The sequence below is a fragment of the Hamadaea sp. genome, from assembly GCF_013362815.1.
In the GTDB taxonomy this organism is placed as follows: domain Bacteria; phylum Actinomycetota; class Actinomycetes; order Mycobacteriales; family Micromonosporaceae; genus Hamadaea.
This window is the reverse complement of the sequence record NZ_JABFVK010000025.1, coordinates 47,818-66,047: the sequence shown is the minus strand read 5'-3', so window position 1 is coordinate 66,047 and position 18,230 is coordinate 47,818. Positions and strand designations below refer to the sequence as shown.

The following is an 18,230-nucleotide window of genomic DNA, read 5'->3' as shown; positions in this document are numbered from 1 at the left end:
CGCCATGTTCTGGGCCGTCTTCGCGGTCATCGCGGCGGCGATGATCTTCGATTACACCAACGGCTTCCACGACGCCGCGAACGCCATTGCGACCAGCGTCTCGACCCGGGCGTTGACGCCTCGTGTCGCGTTGCTGATCGCCGCGCTCGGCAACTTCATCGGTACGCACTTCGGCGCGAAGGTGGCGGCAACCGTCGGCAAGGGCCTGGTGACCCTACCGGCCGGTGAGGCCAGCCTCGGCATCGTGCTCGCCGGGGTGATCGGTGCCATCGGATGGAACCTGCTGACCTGGTATTTCGGCATTCCTTCGTCCTCGACGCACGCGTTGTTCGGCGGCCTCGTCGGCGCGACTCTGGCCGGAATCTGGTTCGGCATCGATGCCAAGGTGCTCTGGAGTGGTCTGCTGGAGAAGGTCGTCTACCCGATGGTGCTGTCGCCGGTAGTCGGCTTCATCCTCGGCGCGATCGTGATGGTCGCCGTGATGTGGATCTTCCGAAAGGGACATCCCGGCAAGCTCAACCGTGGATTCCGGATCGCGCAGACGATCTCCGCCGCCGCGATGTCGATCGGGCACGGCATGCAGGACGCCGCCAAGACGATGGGCATCATCGTGCTGGCCCTCTACGTCGGCGGCTACCAGGACGATCCCAGCCACATCCCGGGCTGGGTGTACTACACCTCGGCCACGGTGCTGGCGCTCGGCACGTACGCCGGTGGCTGGCGGGTCATCCGCACGCTGGGTCGCAAGATCATCGACCTCGGTCCGGCCGAGGGGTTCGCGGCCGAGACGGTCGCCAGCAGCGTGCTGTACTACAACGCGCTGGTGCTCGGCGCACCGATCTCGACCACCCACACGATCACCTCGGCGATCATGGGCGTCGGCGCGACGAAGAAACTCTCCGCCGTGCGCTGGGGTGTCGCCGGGAACATCGTCACCGCTTGGGTGCTGACCTTCCCGGGCGCCGCCCTCATCTCGATCCTCGCGTACCTGGTGATCCGGCCGATCTTCTAATCGAGCGGGCGGCAGTGTCAGCCGCCGACGCGGACCAGCCTCGCGCTCAAGTGGTCCTGCATCGGCTGGCCCACTGCCGCCATCTCGTACGCGTACAGCAGTTCGCCGTTCACGATGCCGAACAGGCGGTGCCCCGCCCGCACCTCCTTGGCGGTCGGCGTACGCACGACGGCGTCGGTCTGCACGTCGAGCCGGGGCGGGTTGGCCTCCGCCTTGCCGAAGTAGAGCTCCATGATCCCGGTCGGGTTGGTCAGCAGCATCTCGACCTCGTCGCCGTTGGTCGCCGGTCGCCACCAGCCGACCTCTCGGAAGGCGGGCCGGATCGGCGTGCCGTCCTCCTCGATCAGCCAGGCGCGCGAGTCGTAGTTCAGGAACGGCCGGCCGTCGTGGCTGATCCGGATCTCCTGGGCGTAGTCGAAGTCCTCGATGGTCGGGTAGCCGCCCTTGCCGCGACCGCGCCACACGCCGACGAACGGCAGCAGGCCCAACAGATCGTGGTGCAGATCCGGGCCCTCGCGCAGATCGTGCGTGTCCGCATAGGGGTACGGCTCCACCGGCGGCGCGTTGAGCCACGGCGGCTGCATCGGATTCTCACTCACCAGCGTCCCCTTGCGATTCGAACTGCGACGTAGACGAGGCCGCCGGCGAGGGCTCCGAAGCCCGCCACCAGCAGGCTCACGAACCCGATCTCGGTGACCACGTCGCCCATCTTAGGCTGCGGGGTATGAGTCGAAAGCTTGTCGTCAAGGTCACCGCGGGTCGCGACGCCCCGGAACGCTGCGGGCAGGCGTTCACGGTCGCGGCGACCGCCGTCGCCGCCGGGGCCGAGGTCTCGCTCTGGCTGACGGGAGAATCCAGCTGGTACGCGCTGCCAGGACGGGCCGAGGAGTTCGACCTGCCGCACTCGGCACCCCTGCAGGATCTGCTCGCCGCCATCGTCGCCGGTGGCCAGGTCACCTTGTGCACGCAGTGCGCACAGCGGCGCAACATCACCCAAGCCGACGTGATCTCCGGCGTACGCATCGCCGGTGCGGCGTCGTTCGTCGAGGAAGTCCTGGCCGACGGAGTCCAGGCGCTCGTCTACTGACCTTCGCGGCAGCCGGACAGCAGCGACACCACGACCGATCCGGGGTCGGCGCCCTTGCGACCGCGTACGGCGACGAAATTGCCGGCGTCGGCGTACATGGTCACCGTGGTGTCGCTTTCCGTCGTGGTCGCGTGGTACGCCGTCGGCAGTCCCGCGGCGATCGAACGGAGCAGGGTCGCCTCGTCCCCGGGGGCGGTCGTGAAGGTCAGCTCTCGTTTGACGGATCGCCCGCTCCGAGCATTCGAGATGTCGCACGGGCTTTCGGCGTACTCGCTGATCTTGACACTGCTGGAGACGGCCGTGAGCTCCCCCGTGACCTGATCCATGGTGGCCTTGGCCTGGGCCACGGTGGTCTGGCCGGGCACGGTCGCCGGATCGCGGTGGTAGGAGTAGACGGCCAGGCCGACCAGGAGCAGAGCCCAGGCCGCGACCCCCGCGATGAGCAGAGTGCGCTTGCGCATGGGCCAATAGTGACAGGGCGCGGCACCTCTCGGTGACGCGCCCTGTCTGGTAAGAGCATGGGCCTAGGAGACGGACACCTGGAACTCGTTGACGCCGCGGTCGACGGAGACCTCGCCGCCGCCGTTGCCGAAGCGCGACAGCGCGCGGACGGTCCACTGGCCGGGCGCGGCGAAGAACCGGAAACGACCGGCCGGCGAGGTCACGACCTCGGCGGTGAACTCACCGGTGCGGTCGAGAAGCCGGACGTAGGCCCCGGCGACCGGGTCACCGGAGGCGGCGAGGACGACGCCGGAGATCACGGTCTCCTTCTCGAGGTCGACGCTCGCGGGGATGGGGGCCGCCTGGTCGGGGGCGGCGCAGGACGTGACGGTCATGTCGATCAGCCCTCCAGGGAACCGGGCTCGTCGCCCAGGGTCACGGGTACGCCCACCAGCGAGCCGTACTCGGTCCAGCTTCCGTCGTAGTTCTTGACGCTCGGCTCGCCGAGCAGCTCGTGCAGCACGAACCAGGTGTGCGAGGAACGCTCGCCGATGCGGCAGTACGCGATGGTCTCCTTGGACGTGTCCAAGCCCGCCGCCGAGTAGAGCTCCTTCAGCTCGTCGTCGGTCTTGAACGTGCCGTCCTCGTTGGCCGCCTTGCTCCACGGGACGCTGATCGCGGTCGGCACGTGGCCGGCGCGCTGCGCCTGCTCCTGGGGGAGGTGCGCCGGGGCCAGCAGCCGGCCGGCGTACTCGTCGGGGCTGCGGACGTCGACGAGGTTCTGCACGCCGATCGCCTTGACGACGTCGTCGCGGAACGCCCGGATGGACAGGTCCTGGTCCTGGGCCGTGTAGGAGGTCGCCGGACGGTTAGGGACGTCCTTGGTGTAGGGCCGGGCGTCCAGCTCCCACTTCTTGCGACCACCGTCGAGCAGCCGGACGTCGCCGTGCCCGTACAGCTTGAAGTACCAGTACGCGTACGCGGCGAACCAGTTGTTGTTGCCGCCGTAGAGGATCACCGTGTCGTCGTTGGCGATGCCGCGGGCCGACAGGAGCGCCTCGAACTGCTGCTTGTTCACGAAGTCCCGGCGAACCTGGTCCTGCAGATCGGTCTTCCAGTCGATCTTCACAGCGCCGGGGATGTGCCCGCCGTCGTAGGCGGTGGTGTCCTCGTCGACCTCGACGAAGACGACGCCGGGGGTCTCGAGGTTCTTCTCGGCCCAGTCGGCGGTGACGAGTGCGGTGTCGCGACTCATGGAAAGCTCTCCCTTGATGGATGGCTAGGGTGAGTCGGCGCTCGCGCGTTCAGCTACATTCATCGATGCCGTATGCGTCGCGCCCGACCCTGAGGGAACGGGGTACGTACGACGGCGGCGTCGCTGAAGCCTCTACAGGCTCGAGGAGAAGGCAGGCATGACTGCCGACGCCGCCGTCAGAAGACGGGGCGACACAGGCAGGCGGCCACGCGGCACAGGTCGACCGCGCGCCTCTTAGTGAGCAGGATGCCCATAGCCAGCGACCTTACCAGGGAGGTCTTGGTTCGCCGAACCACCAGCCCACAATCCGGGACTCCCAGTTTCCGGCAGCAGACCGACTCCGGCCTTCCGGCGGCAGACCGACTCCGGCTTTCGGGCGGCAGACCGACTCCGGCTTCCGGCTGCAGATCACGGTTGTGCATGCCTCCCGGGCCGGTTGAGGCATGCGTAACCGTGATCTGCAGGCATCGAGCGGGTCTCGCGCGGGTCTCGGGGCGGCACTGAGTTGCGGTCCGCTGTGGCGCAGGGCACGATCGTCAGGTGTTCCCCGCCCCCGAAGATCAGCGACAAGATCGCAGGTCACGTGCCGACCGGTCGCGTGAGCGCGAGGACCGGCCGCGTGAGCCCGAGCAGCCGCCGGAAGACCTGGACGAACTCGACGACGACATGGAGCCGCCGTTCGTCCCCGTACGCCGGCTGCTCTCCCTCTTCATCGCCGGCTTCTCGGCGATGCTCGGCGTCGGCCTGATCTTCGGCGCGCAGACGTCCGGCCCCAACGCGCGTACCTCTTATGCCGTCGTCATCTTCGGCGTACAGGTGTTGTTCGTGCTGGCCTGGGCGATGGCGATGCGCCCGCCGGGGATGAAGATCGTGGCCGGGGCGGGTCTCGTGACAGCGATCGCCGCCGACGTCGCGGCGGTCTATCCCGATGTGGCCGGGCTGGGTCCGCTGGCGCTCGCCGCGGTCGCCGGGTTCGTCGTCGGCTTCGTGGGGCAGATGATCACCGGCGAGGCCCGGATGCGGGTGACCGAGTCGCTCGGCGCGACCTTGCTGGTCGTGATCGGGGTGGTCAGCTTCGCGACGCTCATCGTGCTGACGCGTATTCCCAAGGGGACGCAGGCGATCGTCGTCTGCCTCACCGCCACCGGCGTCGCGCTGTTCGTCGCCCGGTTGATGGACACGGTCGCCCCGGTGCCGCGGATCGCCGCGCAGGTGCCGCGCGGTTCCCTGGGAGTGGTCGTCGGGGCCTGCGCGGGCACCGTCGCCGCCACGATCTGGGGCAGCTATCTCGTGGGATTCGGGCCCAAGGAGGCCGCCTTCATCGGGCTGGCCGCGGCCGGTGCCGGCGTCCTCGCCGATCTGGCCGTCGGGTTCGCCGAGGCGGGCCGGGAACTGGCCGGCGACGCTCCGACCATGTGGCTCGCCCGGCACATGCAAGGCCCACTCGGCGGCTTCGCGCTCGCCGCCCCGGTCGCGTACGCGATCTCCGCGATCTTCTTGACCTGACCCTCTCTCGCAGGGAGCACCCGTTGCGCCGGTTCCTGATCACCGCGGTCATTCTCGTCGCCATCCTCGGGGCGGGTGTGTTCGCGATGGATCGCGCGGTCGCCGCGTACGCCGAGGACCAGATCAAGACGCAGACCGTCGCGGAGGTGTCCCGCCGGGGCATGCGCTCCGACGAGCCCAGCGTCGACGTCGGCGGTTTCCCGTTCCTCACCGAGGTCGTGGCCGGCAAGTACGACCAGATCGTGATCACGCTGCCGAACCTGAGCGGGCAGGGCATGACGCTGCCGAAGTTCACGCTGACCGCGTCCGGCGTCAACGCTCCGCTGGAGACGCTGCGGTCGGGCGACGGCACCATCACGGCGGACAAAGTCACGGGGACCGCCGTCGTCCCGTGGGACGTCGTGGTGAAGCAGACCAAGTTCAAGGATCTCAAGCTGTCGGCCGATCCCGACGGCACGCTCAAAGTGGCGGGCGAGGCGACGCTCGGCGGGTTCACCGTCCCGCTGACCGGGTCGGCCAAGGTGACGCTGGCCGGTCCGACGAAGTTGCGAGTGCAGGTCACCGACCTGCAGGGGACCGATCCCAACGTCAACGCGCTGATCAAGGGGCTCATCGCGGCGTACATGGACAAGCTCGTCTTCGACTTCTCGCTGCCGAAGCTGCCCTACGACTTGAGGCTGCAGAAGGTCACGCCGACTCCGGCCGGGCTCGACATCACGGCGTACGCCGAGAACGTTCCGCTCACCCAGTAAGAGATTGCACGTTCGTGAATTCGTGTTTCGGCTTGATGAACCAAGTCTCAACTTGACCACGACGCCGCGCACCAGGTGGAACAACCCTGGTGTTCGGCACCAATTCGGCTAGAGTCAAGACTTAACCCGCCCGTCAGTGCCGCCGGGGAGTGCCACCCCCGTGTGCGACGGAGGTACATGTGGAGATTTTGCTTCTCGTGACGCCGCGCGCCGGCGAGCCCTCGATGGTGCTGCCGGCGCTCGATCTGCTTCCGCACGCCGTCCGGACTGCTCCTCGTGACGTGCGTACGCTCGTCTCCGCTCCGAGCCCCGACGCGGTGCTCGTCGACGCCCGGTCCGAGCTGTCCGACGCCCGTGCCACCTGCCGGATGCTGCACGCGACCGGCATCGGCGTACCGCTGATCGCGGTAGTGAGCGAAGCCGGCCTGATCGCGCTGAACTCCGACTGGGGCGTCGACGACGTGATCCTGGCCACCGCCGGACCGGCCGAGGTCGAGGCGCGGCTGCGGCTGGCGGTCGGCCGCCTGACCTCCGCGACCGCCAGCGCGAGCGGCCAGATCCGGGGCGGCGAGCTGACGATCGACCCCGACACGTATGCCGCGAAGCTCAAGGGACGCCCGCTCGACCTCACCTACAAGGAGTTCGAGCTGCTCAAGTTCCTCGCTCAGCACCCCGGCCGGGTGTTCACCCGCGATCAGCTGCTGCGCGAGGTCTGGGGCTACGACTACTTCGGCGGGACCCGTACCGTCGACGTGCACGTCCGGCGGCTGCGGGCCAAGCTCGGCTCGGAGTACGAGTCGATGATCGGCACCGTGCGCCAGGTCGGCTACAAGTTCGTGCTGCCGTCCACCCGGCACGCCGAGGACGGGATGCCCGTCGCGGCCAAGGAGCGCATCGCGCTCTAGCGAGTTGCGCGGCCATGATCAGCGGAAGTTTCGAGGGGCTATGGCACCACATCCGCTCCGCTGATCATGGCAAGCAGCGGCGGCCGGCCCCGGCGGAGATCGCGCCGGAAGCCGCCGCGGAGCGTGCCGGAAGCCCTCGCCCGGGGCGACGGGGAGCGAGAAGCGCGCGCAGGCCCTAGTCTGTCGGCATGATCGCCAAGCCGAACGTCAAGGTGGAACGCGCCGGTCGGCTGACGCCCGATCAGGTGACGCAGGCGGTCGAGCTGGCCGATCTCGCGGGTGACGTCGACGGGGCGTACCCGTTGTCCGAGCACGTCATGCTGCATCTGCGGCAAGGCGGCGAGATCCCGGCCATCCACCTGCTCGTGCACGACGACGAGGGTCGGCTCGTCGGCTACGCGCACGTCGACCCGACCGACAAGGTCGCCGGGCCGAGCGCTGAGCTGGTGGTCCATCCGTTGCGGCGGCGGCGTGGTCTCGGCCGCGCGCTCGTCACGGCGGCGCTCGCGGTCGCGGCCGAAAACGATCCCAGCGGCCGGCTGCGGCTCTGGGCGCACGGCGATCATCCGTCGGCGGGCGCACTCGCCGTCTCGCTCGGCTTCACCCGGGCTCGCGTCCTGTGGCAGATGCGCCGCTCGCTCTTCAGTCCGGTTCCGGCTGCGCCGCTGCCCGCAGGGGTCGCCGTCCGCGCTTTCGTCCCGGGCCGCGACGACGACGCTTGGGTGCGGGTCAATGCCCGCGCGTTCGCCGGCCATCCGGAGCAGGGCCGCTGGACGATCGAAGATCTACGGGTACGCATGACGGAACGCTGGTTCGACCCGGACGGGTTCTTCGTGGCGTACCGGGAGGCGGAGCCCGATGGGGAGTTGCTCGGCTTCCACTGGACGAAGATCCACGGCGGCCACGACGCCGGCGTCGGCGATCATCAGCACGAGCCGATCGGCGAGGTGTACGTGCTGGGCGTCGATCCGGTCGCGCACGGGTCGGGCCTCGGTGCGGCGTTGACCGCAGTCGGCCTCGCCCACCTGCGCCGCCGGGGACTGGACCAGGTCATGCTCTATGTCGACGAGGCGAACACCGCGGCCGTCCGGCTCTACGAGCGCCTCGGATTCGTCCGCTGGGCTACCGACACCTGCTTCGAACGCTTGTAGATCGGGCTATAGCCAAGCGTGATATTGGCGGGCGAATATGGTCGGCATGGTCCGCGACGCGTTCGCCCCGCCCGCCGCCTTCGTCGCCTACGTCGAGAGCCGGCTTCCGCTGCTCCTCCGGGAGGTACGCCGATACGTGCCGGACGAGCGCATCGCCGACCAGGCGGCCCGGGACTTGCTGGCGTCGGTGGCGATCCGCTGGCCCTGGTACGCACGCCTTCCGGGCGCGACGCGTAAAGATCCCGCGAAGGCAGCCGACAAGGTCCTCCGGCGTGGGTTCGCCGACGTCGTCAAGGAGTACGCCGATCCACAGCGCGAGATCCGGCTGTCCCTGGCCGACAGCGATCCCCAGGAGGATCTTCGTCCCGTGCCGCTGCCCGATGAGCCGCCCCGCCGATCTCGGCTGACCGGTTCGCTGAGCCCGGCTGACGAGGCGCAGTTCATTTGGGAGCGGTCGGCGCAGACGGTGCGGCGGCGTACCGTGATCGTCGGCGGGCTCGCCCTGATGGGGCTGATCCTGGCGGTCAGTCGGCCGAGGCCGGACGATTCCCCGGCGGATCAGTCACCGGAGTCGCCGAGTCCAGAGTCGTCCACAGTGCCCAGTGGGATCGACATCCTGCTCCCGTTGGCCGAGCTCAGCCGATTGCCCGTACGCAGTTCCCCGTTGCCGGCCGAAATCGACTTCGAGAAGGCGTCGGTGAGCCTGCCGAAGGGGCGGCGAGCCCGGGGCGTGTTCAGTGCGACGGAGGAGTCGGCGGTTCTGCTGCTCGACGACGGCCGCCTGTACGCCATCCCCGATCTCCGCGTGCGCCCGGACAACCCAGGCGTGATGTCGCCGGACGGCCGTTACATCGCCTTCCGGGACGCCCGTCAAATGCTGTACGACGTCAGCACCGGAGTGATCCAGATCCTCGACAAGGTAACGACGGTGAGCCCGCCGATCTGGCTCGATCATCAGCACTTGCTGTACTCCGCGGTCGGCGGAAGCCAGGTCGTACGGGCCGACGGTCAGCTGACCGACCTGCTGCAAGCGGTCGACCTCAGCGATGTCGTGGCACCACAGGGATATACGGACCCGATGACCGGCGATCCGATCCTGCGCTCGACCGAGCTGCTGGCGATCGGGCGACCGCTGACCGCCCCGGCTCGCGTACGCCGGTACACCGCCAACAAGACCGAGCCGATCGACGTCAGTCTCCAGGGCGAACTCGTACCCTGGGTGGGACTGTGGCGCGGATTGGGGTTTTCGCTGGCCACCGGCCCGAATCCGGCCGACCGCGGCCGGCTGGTACGCCGCTGTCAGACCCCCGGCCATGTCCCCGCGCAGTTCGGCGAGGTCATCAGTGGCACTGCGGCGGTACGCGCGGCGACGGGCGCGGTTTTACGCGTACTCGTGGAGACGATGAAGACTGAGGCGGACCGGGTCGAACCGGTGGGCTGGCTGGACGCCTCGACGGTGCTGATCTCGGCGAACGGCGACCGGGCGACTGTGATCGTGGCGTGGGGGATCGAGAGCGGCAAGCTGGAGCTGGTGACGGTCGTCAATCGCAACGTACGCCTCGCGCTCGCCGACCTCTCGCACCTGACCGCCCGCTGACCCGGCGCCGGATCAGGGATCTCGGTCGAATCATGAAGCAAGATTCGACCCGGAACCCTGATCCAGCACGAAACGCCAGCACGAAACGCCGGCGCGCAACGCGCCCGAAAGTCGGGACCGAGGGTCAGGAGAAGGCGGCGACGCCGGTGAGCGTCTGCCCGATCACGAGCTGGTGGATCTCGGCGGTGCCCTCGTAGGTCAGCACGCTCTCGAGATTGTTGGCGTGCCGCATGAGCGGGTATTCGCCGGAGACGCCGTTCGCGCCGAGGATCGTGCGGCATTCCCGGGCGATCGCCAGTGCCTCGCGGGTGCTGTTGAGCTTGGCCAGGCTCACCATCGCGGGCGTCATCCGCCCGGCGTCGGCGGTGCGACCGAGGTGCAGCGCCAGCAGCAGGCCCTTCTGCAGCTCCAGGGCCATGTCGGCCAGCTTCGCCTGGGTCAGCTGGAAGCCGGCGAGCGGTTTGCCGAACTGCTCCCGGGTCGTCGCGTACGCCAACGCCGTTTCCAGGCAGTCGCGGGCCGCCCCGAGCGCTCCCCAGGAGATGCCGTAGCGGGCCTCGGTGAGGCAGGACAACGGCGCTCGCAGCCCGGTCGCACCGGGCAGGATCGCATCGCTGGGAAGGCGTACGTCGTCGAGGACGATCTCGCCGGTGAGGCTGGCTCGCAGGGAGAGTTTCTGGGTGATCTCGCGAACGGTCACGCCGGGGGTGTCCAGCGGCACGAGGAACCCGCGCACCCCCACCTCCGGTACGCGCGCCCAGATGACGGCGATGTCGGCGACCGGCGCGTTGGTGATCCACATCTTGACGCCGTGCAGGCGCCAGCCGTCGCCGTCGGCGACCGCCCGGGTCGCCATGGACGCCGGGTCGGAGCCGTGATCGGGCTCGGTCAGGCCGAAGCAGCCGATGAGCTCGCCGCGCGCCATCCCGGGCAGCCATCGGTCCTGCTGCTCCGCGGAGCCGTACGCGTGAATGGCCTCCATCGCCAGCGAGCCTTGGACGCTGACCAGCGATCGGATGCCGGAGTCCGCCGCCTCCAGTTCGAGACAGGCCAGCCCGTACGCCACCGCGGACATCCCGGCGCAGCCGTGCCCGCGCAGGCGCATCCCCAGCAGGCCCAGTTCGCCGAAGTCGCGGGCGAGCTCGCGAGCTGGCAGTGCGGCCTGCTCGAACCAGCCGGCGATGTGCGGGCGGACCTTCTTGTCGAGCAGCGCGCGTACCGCGTCACGGATGTCGCGTTCCTCGTCGGTCAGCAGCGCGTCGAACTGAAGGATGTCCCAGGCGGCAGTCGTCACAGGACCAGCACCCTAGCGTGGATCTGGTGCCGCTGTTGCAGCGCCGCCCGCAGGGCCCGGTGCAGGCCGTCCTCCAGGTACATGGCGCCCTCCCACTGCACGACGTGCGGGAAGAGGTCGCCGTAGAAGGTGGAGTCCTCGGCGAGCAGCTTGTCCAGGGCGAGCTCGCGCTTGGTGGTGACGAGCTGGTCGAGCCGGATGGGCCGGGGCGGGATCTCGGACCACTGCTTCAGGGAGTAGCCGTGCTCCGGATAAGGGCGCCCGTCCCGGACGCCTTTGAAGATCACTGTGCCGCCCCCTCCCTCGGACACGCCGCCACCACGTCCGGGCGACCGTCGTCGTCAGGACGCTACCCACCCTAACCGCACTTGGCGAGCAAGATGTGGGCCTATGGGCGTACGCCCAGCATCTGGCGGGCCTGCGCGGAGTTCATGGGCGGACGCTGGGCGAGCCGGGCGAACCCCGCCGCTCGGGCCACTAGCTGGGCGTTCGACTCGACCGGCTGGCCCTTGGCGTACGTGATCGTGTCTTCCATGCCGACGCGGAGGTGCCCGCCGGCGGACAGCGAAGCGAGAAGAACGGGCAACGTCGTACGCCCGATCCCAGTGGCCGAGAAGGTGGTCCCGGCGGGCAGCTCGGCCAGCGCGGTAGTGCAGGCGACGAGCGCGGCCGTGGTGCCCGGCATGCCGCCTGGCACCCCCATGACGAAGTCGACGTGCACATGCCCGCCCGCGGGCAGGCCGTACTTGTCCAGCAGCCGCTGAAGCGCCCACAGATGGCCGAGGTCGAAGATCTCGTACTCGGGGACGATCCCGCGCTCCTGCATGCGGGTGTGCAGCTCGACGATGAACTCCCAGCGGTTGAGGAAGACGTCCTCACCGAAGTTCACCGTGCCCATCGTGCAGCTCGCCATGTCCGGCGCGGCGTCGAGGACGGCCAGCCGGGCCTCCTCCGGGTCGTGCACCGAGCCGCCGGAGGACAGCTGCACGATCAGATCGGTGCTCTCGCGCAGTGCGGCGACGGTGTCGCGCAGCCGTCCCTGGTCCAGCGTGGGCTGCGCCTTCTCGTCGCGGATGTGGACGTGGATCACGCTCGCCCCGACGGCCTCGCATTCCTGCGCGGTCGCAACCAACTCGTCCAGGGTGACCGGAAGGGCGGGCACGTCGGCCTTCGCCGACTCGGCCCCGGTGGGGGCAACCGTGATCAACGTCGTCGTCGTCATGGCCGCATAATGCCACGTCGGAGAAGTTTTTTCACTCCGGGTCGATGGCGGCGACAGATTCTCCGACCATGAGGGGGGTCTCGTCGGAGATATTCCGTTTGATGAGGGCCAAGGCGATGGTCCCGAGCTCATGGTGCTGCACCGCGGTACCGACGAAACCGATCGCCCGGCCGTTACCGGTCACCGGCGTCCCGGGCGGTGGCAGCTGGTCGGTCGCGATGCCGTCCAGGTGCAGCAACACCAGGCGGCGCGGTGGCCGGCCGAGGTTGTGCACCCGCGCGATCGTCTCCTGGCCGCGGTAGCAGCCCTTCTCCAGATGCACGGCGTCCGCGGTCCAGTCCACCTCCGCCGGCAGCGTGCGGTGGTCGGTCTCCAGTCCCAGCCGGGCCCGCCGGGCTTCCACTCTCATCGACTCGTACGCCCAAAGCCCGGCCCGGGGCACGTCGAGTTCGTCGGCGACCGCCTCGACGGCCTCCCGGGGTACGAGCAGGTCCACGCCCAGCTCACCCCGGCGCGCCCACCCGCCGAAGGCCGGTTTGACGGCGTACAAGCTGGTCGGAAGGGGTGCGATGGAACCGGCGGCGAACTTCGGACCGGGCACCGGCGCGACGGCCGGCGCGGGCAGGTCCACGATCTTGGCCGCGGCCGGGCCGACCAGGCTGAGCACCGCCCAGCTCGCCGTGACATCGGCCGGTTCGACCCGCATGAGGAAGCGCATGCGCTCGAGGAAGGCGAGCAGGTCGGTCTGGGTGCCCGGCTCGACGTCGAGCCACGTCGTCTCGCCGTCGTCGGTGACGAGCGCGTGATGCTCGACGTGACCGTGCGGCGACAGGAACAACGTCTCGGTCCCCTGACCGGGCTGTAACGCCGTGAGGTGCTGCGTAGTGATGCTGTGCAGCCAGCTCAACCGGTCCGCGCCCGGAATCGCGAGCACCCCGCGATTGCTGCGGTCGACCAGGCCGACCTCGGTTGCGAGCAGCCGTTGCTCCCGGAGCGGATCCCCGAAGTGCGCCGGTACGCCGGCGTCCCGCGACTCGGGCGAAAGGTCGGAGATCATCACGACGGTCACTGACAGCTCCCGCAGGTTCCGAAGAGGGCGACGTGCCCCACATCCAGATTGAATCCTCGCTCGGCGCGCAGCTGTTGAGCCAATGGTGTGACGCTCTCCACCGCCAGCTCCTGCACGTGGCCGCAGGCCCGGCAGACCAGGTGCACGTGGCGGTCCTCGGCGGCGTGGAAGGTGGGCGCGCCGTGCGAGAGGTGCGCGTGCGTCACCAGCCCCAGGTCTTCGAGCAGCTCCAGGGTGCGATAAATGGTCGTGATGTTCACGCCGGAGGCGATGCACTGCACCTTCGCGTGGATCTCGTCGGGCGTTGCGTGGCCCAGTTCCCGCACGGCCTCCAGGACCAGTTGCCGCTGGGCGGTCAGGCGCAAGCCTCGCTCCTTCAGCGCGCGGGCGAGGGAGTCGGACACCCGTCGATCATAGTTCGCCCCGCCCTTCTCCCGTTGATCATGAACCTAGGGTCCCCTATGACGGTGTGTCGTAGCCCCGATGGTCGTGATCAACCGCCGAAGGGTTCCGGGCTAGGCTGCCAGCCGTGACCGTCACTGTTCTCGCCGTGCTCGGACGCGGCCTCGTCGACCCCGCGACCCCCGTCCTGCGCGCCGACGATCTCGGCCTGCTGCGGGGCGACGGAGTGTTCGAGGCCGTCCACGTCCGGGGCGGCAAGCCCTGGATGCTCGACGAGCACCTCATCCGGCTGGGTCGCTCGGCCGCGCGGATGGAGCTGCCGCTGCCCGCCCCGGACGCGGTCGGTGACCTGATCGACCAGGTATGCGCGCAGGTCGGGCCGCAGGAGCATTCGCTGCGACTCATCTGCACCCGGGGGCCGGAGGAGGGCGGCGAGCCGACGTTCCTGGTCATGGCGTCCCCAGTCGGTGTTGCCTCGATCAACGCCCGGGACACCGGGGTCCGCGTACGCACAGCGACCCTCGGGTACGCCGTCGGCGTGCGTACGCCCGCTCCTTGGCTGCTCGGCGGGGTCAAGTCGCTGTCGTACGCGATCAACATGGCCTCCCAGCGCTGGGCGTGGTCCCAAGGAGCCGACGACGTCGTCTGGGTGTCGGCCGACGGCTACGTCCTCGAGGCGCCGACCGCGACGGTGGTGTGGCGGGACGGGTCGCGGCTGCTCACCGTGCCTTCGGCGGAGACTGGGATTCTGGCCGGGACGACCGCGCGGCATCTCCTCGACCGGGCAGGCGACCTCGGTCTGACCGCCGGGGAGGAGCTGGTCACGCCGGCCGGTCTCGTGGGGGCCGACGGAGCCTGGCTGATCTCCAGCATCCGGGGCGTCGCCGAGCTGCGGTCGATCGACGGCGAGCCGCTCGGGCCGTCGCCGCTGACCGCCGACGTCCGCCGCCTCCTCGGCTTCTAGCCACGTACGCTCCCAGGATGACCAATCCGTTCGACGGCATCCCCGGCGCCGACCTCGCGTACTTCCGGGAGCAGGCGGAGCGCTTCGCCGCCTCGGGGGCGACGCCGGCCGTGCCGAGGCTGGCCGCGACGGCGGTGTTGCGCCGCCCGGACGGTGCGGTGTTGCTCATGCGCCGTCCCGTGAAGATGGTCTTCGGCGGCCGCTGGGTCTTCCCCGGGGGAAGCGCCGATCCGGCCGACGCCGAACCCGGCGGCAGTGAGCTGCAGATCGCCGCCCGGGCCGCGTTGCGGGAGGTCACCGAGGAGACCGGGCTCGTCGTCGAGCCCACCGAGCTGCTGCCCTGGTCCCGCTGGGTGACGCCGGTTTTCGAGCCCCGGCGATTCGACACGTACTTCTTCGTCGGCGTGGTCGGGCCGGAGACCGACGTGGTGCAAGTGAACGGCGAGACCGAGGAGCATCGGTGGCTGACGGCCGCCACAGCCCTCGACGGGTACGCCGCGGGCGAGCTGTCGATGTTGCCGCCGACCGTCGTCACACTGCGCGAGCTGGCGGATTTGACCACTGTGGACGCCGTACGCGCGGCGGCGCTGGCCAAAGATCTCAGTACGCCGATCCTGCCGCACTTCCCGTAGGCGCTGCTTCGCGCTTCGCTTGGCGCCAGATCAGGGATCTCGGTCGAATCTTGCTTCATGATTCGGCCCGGAACCCTGATCCAGCGCTGGGCGAGCCCGCGGTGCACGGCGAGCGCGAGGGCGGGAGGATCGGGTCAGAGGGAGGCGGTCTCAGGCACCTCGGCCGCAGTCGGTTGGCCGGGAACGGTGGCGGCAGTGGCTCGGGAGCGCCGGTCAGCGACCTGCGTGGCGCGGTAGATCATGTAGATCACGGCCAGCTCGAAGAGGACCGTCAGGGCGGCGGCCCCGAGGATCACCCAGATGATCGCGCCCGCGGCGAACGCCCCCACGGCCGGCGCGACGATGAAGGCCGCCATCTGGAATTCGATGCCGCCGAACAGGTGCGGCCGGATGCGGCTGCGCTGCAACAGGCGGCGGGCCCGGGAGAACAGGCTGCGCTTGCCGTTCCCGGCGAGGGCGGTCATCCGGACCGCGCCGGACGCGTTCACCGGCACACCGCTGCCCTCGACCTGGCTGCTGACCTCGCGGTGGACCTTGGCGACTTCCAGTGCGTTGAGGTAGCGGAACATGTCCAGGAAGATCACCACGGTCGCCAGAACCAGGTACGCGGCATTGTGTGTGGCGGCGTACTGGCCGCCCATGAGCGCGGCGGTGCAGGCGACGATGCGGATGCGGTCGAGGATGTAGTCCAGCCACGCGCCGAAGATCGAGCCGGTGCCGGTCAGCCGGGCGACCTTGCCGTCGACGCAGTCGAAGGTGAAGCTCAGGTGATAGAAGAACGCGCCCAGGACCAGCCACAGCGGGTCGGCCGTGGCGAAGCAGGCCGCGGCGGCGAGACCGATCGCGAAGGCGATCAGCGTGATGCGATTGGGGGTCAGCGCGCGTACGGTCGCGACGCGGCGGGTGATGCGGGCCGCGATCGGGTCGACCAGCAGGACGGTCCACCACGAGTCCCGGTCCTTGTAGGTGCGCTCCTTGACCTCGGCCAACGGGAACAGCGTCATGTTCGGGCCCTGCCTGCTTCGTCTTCGCTCGCGCGTGGTTGAACTGGGGGGAAACCGCCGGTAAACGCTAGCGCATCGGACTGTTGCCCAGGTACGCGAATCGCGGCGATCTGACTGGTCACGGACCGGGCGGCCCGGTAGACCATGAAGATCACGGCCAGCTCGAAGAGGATCATCAGGGCGGCCGCCCCGACGGTGACCCCGATGATCGCGCCGCCGCCGAAGATCGCACCGGCCAGGGGGGCCACGATCAGCAGGGACATCTGGAATTCGATGCCGCCGACGAGGTGCGGGCGGATCCGGCTGCGCCTCAGCCAACCGCGTACGCGGCCGAACAGGCCCTGGTCGTTGCCGGTGAGCTGCATGATCGACCGGTTGCCGGGGCGCTTGCCCGCCTCGGCCGCGTCCACCGCCGACGCCAGCCCCGCCTCGGCCCGGCGGGCTTCCAGCCGCGTACGCATCTCGGTGTTGATCTGGAAGATCTCCTGCGAGTTCACGTAGTGGAAGAGTTCGAGGACGAGCGCGCCCGCCCCGGCGATCAGGTACGCCACGTTCTTCGTGGCCGCGTACTGGCCGCCGAAGAGCGCCGTGACGCAGGTGATGATGCGGACGTGGTCGAGGATGTAGTCGAGCCACATGCCGAAGATCGAGCCGGTGCCGTTGAGCCGGGCGATCTTGCCGTCGATGCAGTCGAGCAGGAAGCCCACGTAGTAGAGCACCGCGCCGACTGCCAGCCAGCCCGCCGTCGCCCGGGTGAAGCAGGCCGCCGCGATCAGGCCGATGGCGAACGCCGTCAAGGTGATCCGGTTCGGGGTGATCCAGCGGACACCGGACACCAGCCGGGTGAGCCGGACCGCGATCGGATCGACCAGCAGAACGGTCCACCAGGAGTCCCGTTCCTTGCAGGTACGGGCCTTGACTTCGGCGACGGTGAGCATGGTGCTAGAGGCTAGCGCACCCATCGTTGTTCTTCCGTTAACGCCCGGTTGGCCGTCCATCGACGGCTACGCCCGGTGACCAGCTGTTTAGCGCCGTGTCATTTCGGGCACCTCGTGCCCGTCCGACCCGGTCCGGCCGTCCCCCGCCCGGCCCGCGCGGATCAAGGGGTTTCGGCTGTCGTACGCGGGCCTTACCGTTTAGGACAACACCGTCAGCCCGGCAGTAGAACCGGTCTGGGAGGAGACGCGAGATGAGCGACGACCCGACCCGTGGGATCACCCATCAGGCCGAGCCGGACACCGAGGTGCTGCCCGGATCCCCCGGCCCGGCGTACATCCTCGAACCGCGCTCGTCCGGCTTCGGCCGCAAGGTCTTCTGGTTCTTCATGATCGTCGGGCTCGGCGCCGTCGCCGTGCTCGGGATCAACCTCACCGGAATCCTGCCCGAGTTCCACAACCCGTTCGCCAAGCAGACCGTGGTCAAGCAGCAACCGCCGCTGCTCATCTCGATCAAGGACCTCAGCCGGTTCGTCGCCGCCGAGGGGGAGTTCCAGGTCGTCATCGATCTGAAGAAGGATCGGAAGTACATTCCGGACTTCCTGGTCAACGACCGGGTTCTCTACGTCGCGTATGGGACCGTCCAGGCGTACGTCGAGTTCGGGACGCTGACGGACAAGGCGATCGTGCAGGACGACGCGAAGAAGACGGTGCAGATCACACTGCCGTCGCCGCAGCTGGAGCAGCCTCACCTCGATCTCGAACGCAGCTACGCCTTCGCCGAGGAGCGCGGCCTGTTCAACCGGGTCGGCGACTTCTTCGCCGGGGACCCCAATCGCAAGCAGGAGGTCATGGTCCTGGCCGAGCAGAAGCTGGGCGAGGCGGCCACCGCGAGCGAACTGAAGAAGCGAGCGGAGAACAACACTCGGGCCATGTTGGTCGGGATGATGAGGTCGCTGGGCTACACCGCCACGGTCGACTTCTCGAACGCCTGACCCGACC

The 18,230-nt window shown here is 69.1% G+C and carries 23 protein-coding genes; 10 read left to right on the top strand and 13 right to left on the bottom strand.

Features of this window, described 5'->3' with window-relative positions; translation table 11 throughout:
- Positions 1-4 precede the first annotated feature (4 nt).
- Positions 5-1,012, top strand: a complete 1,008-nt coding sequence (locus tag HOV77_RS14275; RefSeq protein ID WP_290862311.1) for an inorganic phosphate transporter — start codon at positions 5-7, stop codon at positions 1,010-1,012.
- A gap of 17 nt (positions 1,013-1,029) precedes the next feature.
- On the opposite strand, the gene HOV77_RS14270 is transcribed toward HOV77_RS14275, so the two are convergent.
- Both HOV77_RS14270 and mtfM read right to left on the bottom strand, forming a co-directional pair.
- Positions 1,030-1,614 (bottom strand): FABP family protein, encoded by a 585-nt coding sequence (locus tag HOV77_RS14270; protein WP_290862424.1) that lies wholly within the window; start codon positions 1,612-1,614, stop codon positions 1,030-1,032.
- Positions 1,608-1,712 carry a small membrane protein MtfM gene (mtfM, locus tag HOV77_RS14265; protein WP_290862309.1) on the bottom strand — a complete coding sequence of 35 codons (105 nt, stop codon included), beginning with the start codon at positions 1,710-1,712 and terminating at the stop codon, positions 1,608-1,610. The genes HOV77_RS14270 and mtfM overlap by 7 nt, the downstream gene beginning before the upstream one ends.
- A gap of 24 nt (positions 1,713-1,736) precedes the next feature.
- Between mtfM and HOV77_RS14260 the strand changes: the two genes are divergently transcribed.
- Entirely contained in the window at positions 1,737-2,099 is a 363-nt protein-coding gene (locus HOV77_RS14260; RefSeq protein WP_290862307.1) for a DsrE family protein, read from the top strand.
- On the opposite strand, the gene HOV77_RS14255 is transcribed toward HOV77_RS14260, so the two are convergent.
- The 4 genes from HOV77_RS14255 to HOV77_RS34775 form a co-directional block, all read right to left on the bottom strand.
- Positions 2,093-2,560: a hypothetical protein gene (locus HOV77_RS14255; RefSeq protein WP_290862305.1), complete on the bottom strand. Its 468-nt coding sequence runs from the start codon at positions 2,558-2,560 to the stop codon at positions 2,093-2,095. The two genes, HOV77_RS14260 and HOV77_RS14255, sit on opposite strands and share 7 nt — an antisense overlap.
- 63 nt (positions 2,561-2,623) lie before the next feature.
- A complete protein-coding gene (locus tag HOV77_RS14250) occupies positions 2,624-2,935 on the bottom strand; it encodes a DUF1416 domain-containing protein (protein WP_253758499.1) in 312 nt (103 codons plus the stop codon).
- A 5-nt stretch (positions 2,936-2,940) separates the two neighbouring features.
- Positions 2,941-3,795, bottom strand: a complete 855-nt coding sequence (locus HOV77_RS14245) for a sulfurtransferase (RefSeq protein WP_290862302.1) — start codon at positions 3,793-3,795, stop codon at positions 2,941-2,943.
- Positions 3,796-3,971: 176 nt separating this feature from the next.
- Positions 3,972-4,049, bottom strand: coding sequence for an Ms5788A family Cys-rich leader peptide (locus HOV77_RS34775; protein WP_360005315.1), 78 nt, complete (start codon positions 4,047-4,049; stop codon positions 3,972-3,974).
- A gap of 286 nt (positions 4,050-4,335) precedes the next feature.
- On the opposite strand from HOV77_RS34775, the gene HOV77_RS14240 reads away from it, so the two are divergent.
- The 5 genes from HOV77_RS14240 (at position 4,336) to HOV77_RS14220 (ending at position 9,706) form a co-directional block, all read left to right on the top strand.
- On the top strand, positions 4,336-5,301 hold the full coding sequence (locus HOV77_RS14240) for a Bax inhibitor-1/YccA family protein (RefSeq protein WP_290862300.1): 966 nt from the start codon (positions 4,336-4,338) through the stop codon (positions 5,299-5,301).
- Between the two features lie 23 nt (positions 5,302-5,324).
- Entirely contained in the window at positions 5,325-6,053 is a 729-nt protein-coding gene (locus HOV77_RS14235) for a DUF2993 domain-containing protein (protein WP_290862298.1), read from the top strand.
- Positions 6,054-6,232: 179 nt separating this feature from the next.
- Positions 6,233-6,958, top strand: a complete 726-nt coding sequence (locus HOV77_RS14230; protein ID WP_290862296.1) for a response regulator transcription factor — start codon at positions 6,233-6,235, stop codon at positions 6,956-6,958.
- 188 nt (positions 6,959-7,146) lie between these two features.
- On the top strand, positions 7,147-8,109 hold the full coding sequence (gene mshD, locus HOV77_RS14225; protein ID WP_290862294.1) for a mycothiol synthase: 963 nt from the start codon (positions 7,147-7,149) through the stop codon (positions 8,107-8,109).
- Positions 8,110-8,155: 46 nt separating this feature from the next.
- Entirely contained in the window at positions 8,156-9,706 is a 1,551-nt protein-coding gene (locus HOV77_RS14220) for a hypothetical protein (RefSeq protein ID WP_290862292.1), read from the top strand.
- A 124-nt stretch (positions 9,707-9,830) separates the two neighbouring features.
- Here HOV77_RS14220 and HOV77_RS14215 read toward each other — a convergent pair whose 3' ends face one another.
- The 5 genes from HOV77_RS14215 to HOV77_RS14195 all read right to left on the bottom strand — a co-directional run bounded on the left by HOV77_RS14215 (position 9,831) and on the right by HOV77_RS14195 (position 13,695).
- A complete protein-coding gene (locus HOV77_RS14215) occupies positions 9,831-11,000 on the bottom strand; it encodes an acyl-CoA dehydrogenase family protein (RefSeq protein WP_290862290.1) in 1,170 nt (389 codons plus the stop codon).
- A complete protein-coding gene (locus HOV77_RS14210; RefSeq protein WP_290862422.1) occupies positions 10,997-11,287 on the bottom strand; it encodes a type II toxin-antitoxin system VapB family antitoxin in 291 nt (96 codons plus the stop codon). Before HOV77_RS14210 ends, HOV77_RS14215 begins: the two co-directional genes overlap by 4 nt.
- A 101-nt stretch (positions 11,288-11,388) precedes the next feature.
- The gene (locus HOV77_RS14205) at positions 11,389-12,222 is read right to left on the bottom strand and encodes a 3-keto-5-aminohexanoate cleavage protein (protein WP_290862288.1); all 834 of its coding nucleotides are present in this window, start codon (positions 12,220-12,222) and stop codon (positions 11,389-11,391) included.
- A 31-nt stretch (positions 12,223-12,253) separates the two neighbouring features.
- Positions 12,254-13,291 carry a folate-binding protein gene (locus tag HOV77_RS14200; RefSeq protein WP_290862286.1) on the bottom strand — a complete coding sequence of 346 codons (1,038 nt, stop codon included), beginning with the start codon at positions 13,289-13,291 and terminating at the stop codon, positions 12,254-12,256.
- The gene (locus HOV77_RS14195; protein ID WP_253758479.1) at positions 13,288-13,695 is read right to left on the bottom strand and encodes a Fur family transcriptional regulator; all 408 of its coding nucleotides are present in this window, start codon (positions 13,693-13,695) and stop codon (positions 13,288-13,290) included. The genes HOV77_RS14200 and HOV77_RS14195 overlap by 4 nt, the downstream gene beginning before the upstream one ends.
- A 125-nt stretch (positions 13,696-13,820) precedes the next feature.
- Here HOV77_RS14195 and HOV77_RS14190 point away from each other — a divergent pair, with 125 nt between their 5' ends.
- Positions 13,821-14,657, top strand: a complete 837-nt coding sequence (locus tag HOV77_RS14190) for an aminotransferase class IV (RefSeq protein ID WP_290862282.1) — start codon at positions 13,821-13,823, stop codon at positions 14,655-14,657.
- Positions 14,658-14,674: 17 nt separating this feature from the next.
- The gene (locus tag HOV77_RS14185; RefSeq protein WP_290862280.1) at positions 14,675-15,289 is read left to right on the top strand and encodes an NUDIX hydrolase; all 615 of its coding nucleotides are present in this window, start codon (positions 14,675-14,677) and stop codon (positions 15,287-15,289) included.
- A 134-nt stretch (positions 15,290-15,423) separates the two neighbouring features.
- On the opposite strand, the gene HOV77_RS14180 is transcribed toward HOV77_RS14185, so the two are convergent.
- Both HOV77_RS14180 and HOV77_RS14175 read right to left on the bottom strand, forming a co-directional pair.
- Positions 15,424-16,293: a CDP-alcohol phosphatidyltransferase family protein gene (locus tag HOV77_RS14180; RefSeq protein ID WP_290862278.1), complete on the bottom strand. Its 870-nt coding sequence runs from the start codon at positions 16,291-16,293 to the stop codon at positions 15,424-15,426.
- On the bottom strand, positions 16,290-17,231 hold the full coding sequence (locus HOV77_RS14175; protein ID WP_290862276.1) for a CDP-alcohol phosphatidyltransferase family protein: 942 nt from the start codon (positions 17,229-17,231) through the stop codon (positions 16,290-16,292). Before HOV77_RS14175 ends, HOV77_RS14180 begins: the two co-directional genes overlap by 4 nt.
- Positions 17,232-17,482: 251 nt before the next feature.
- On the opposite strand from HOV77_RS14175, the gene HOV77_RS14170 reads away from it, so the two are divergent.
- On the top strand, positions 17,483-18,223 hold the full coding sequence (locus tag HOV77_RS14170) for a DUF4230 domain-containing protein (RefSeq protein WP_290862274.1): 741 nt from the start codon (positions 17,483-17,485) through the stop codon (positions 18,221-18,223).
- The last annotated feature ends 7 nt before the right edge of the window (positions 18,224-18,230 follow it).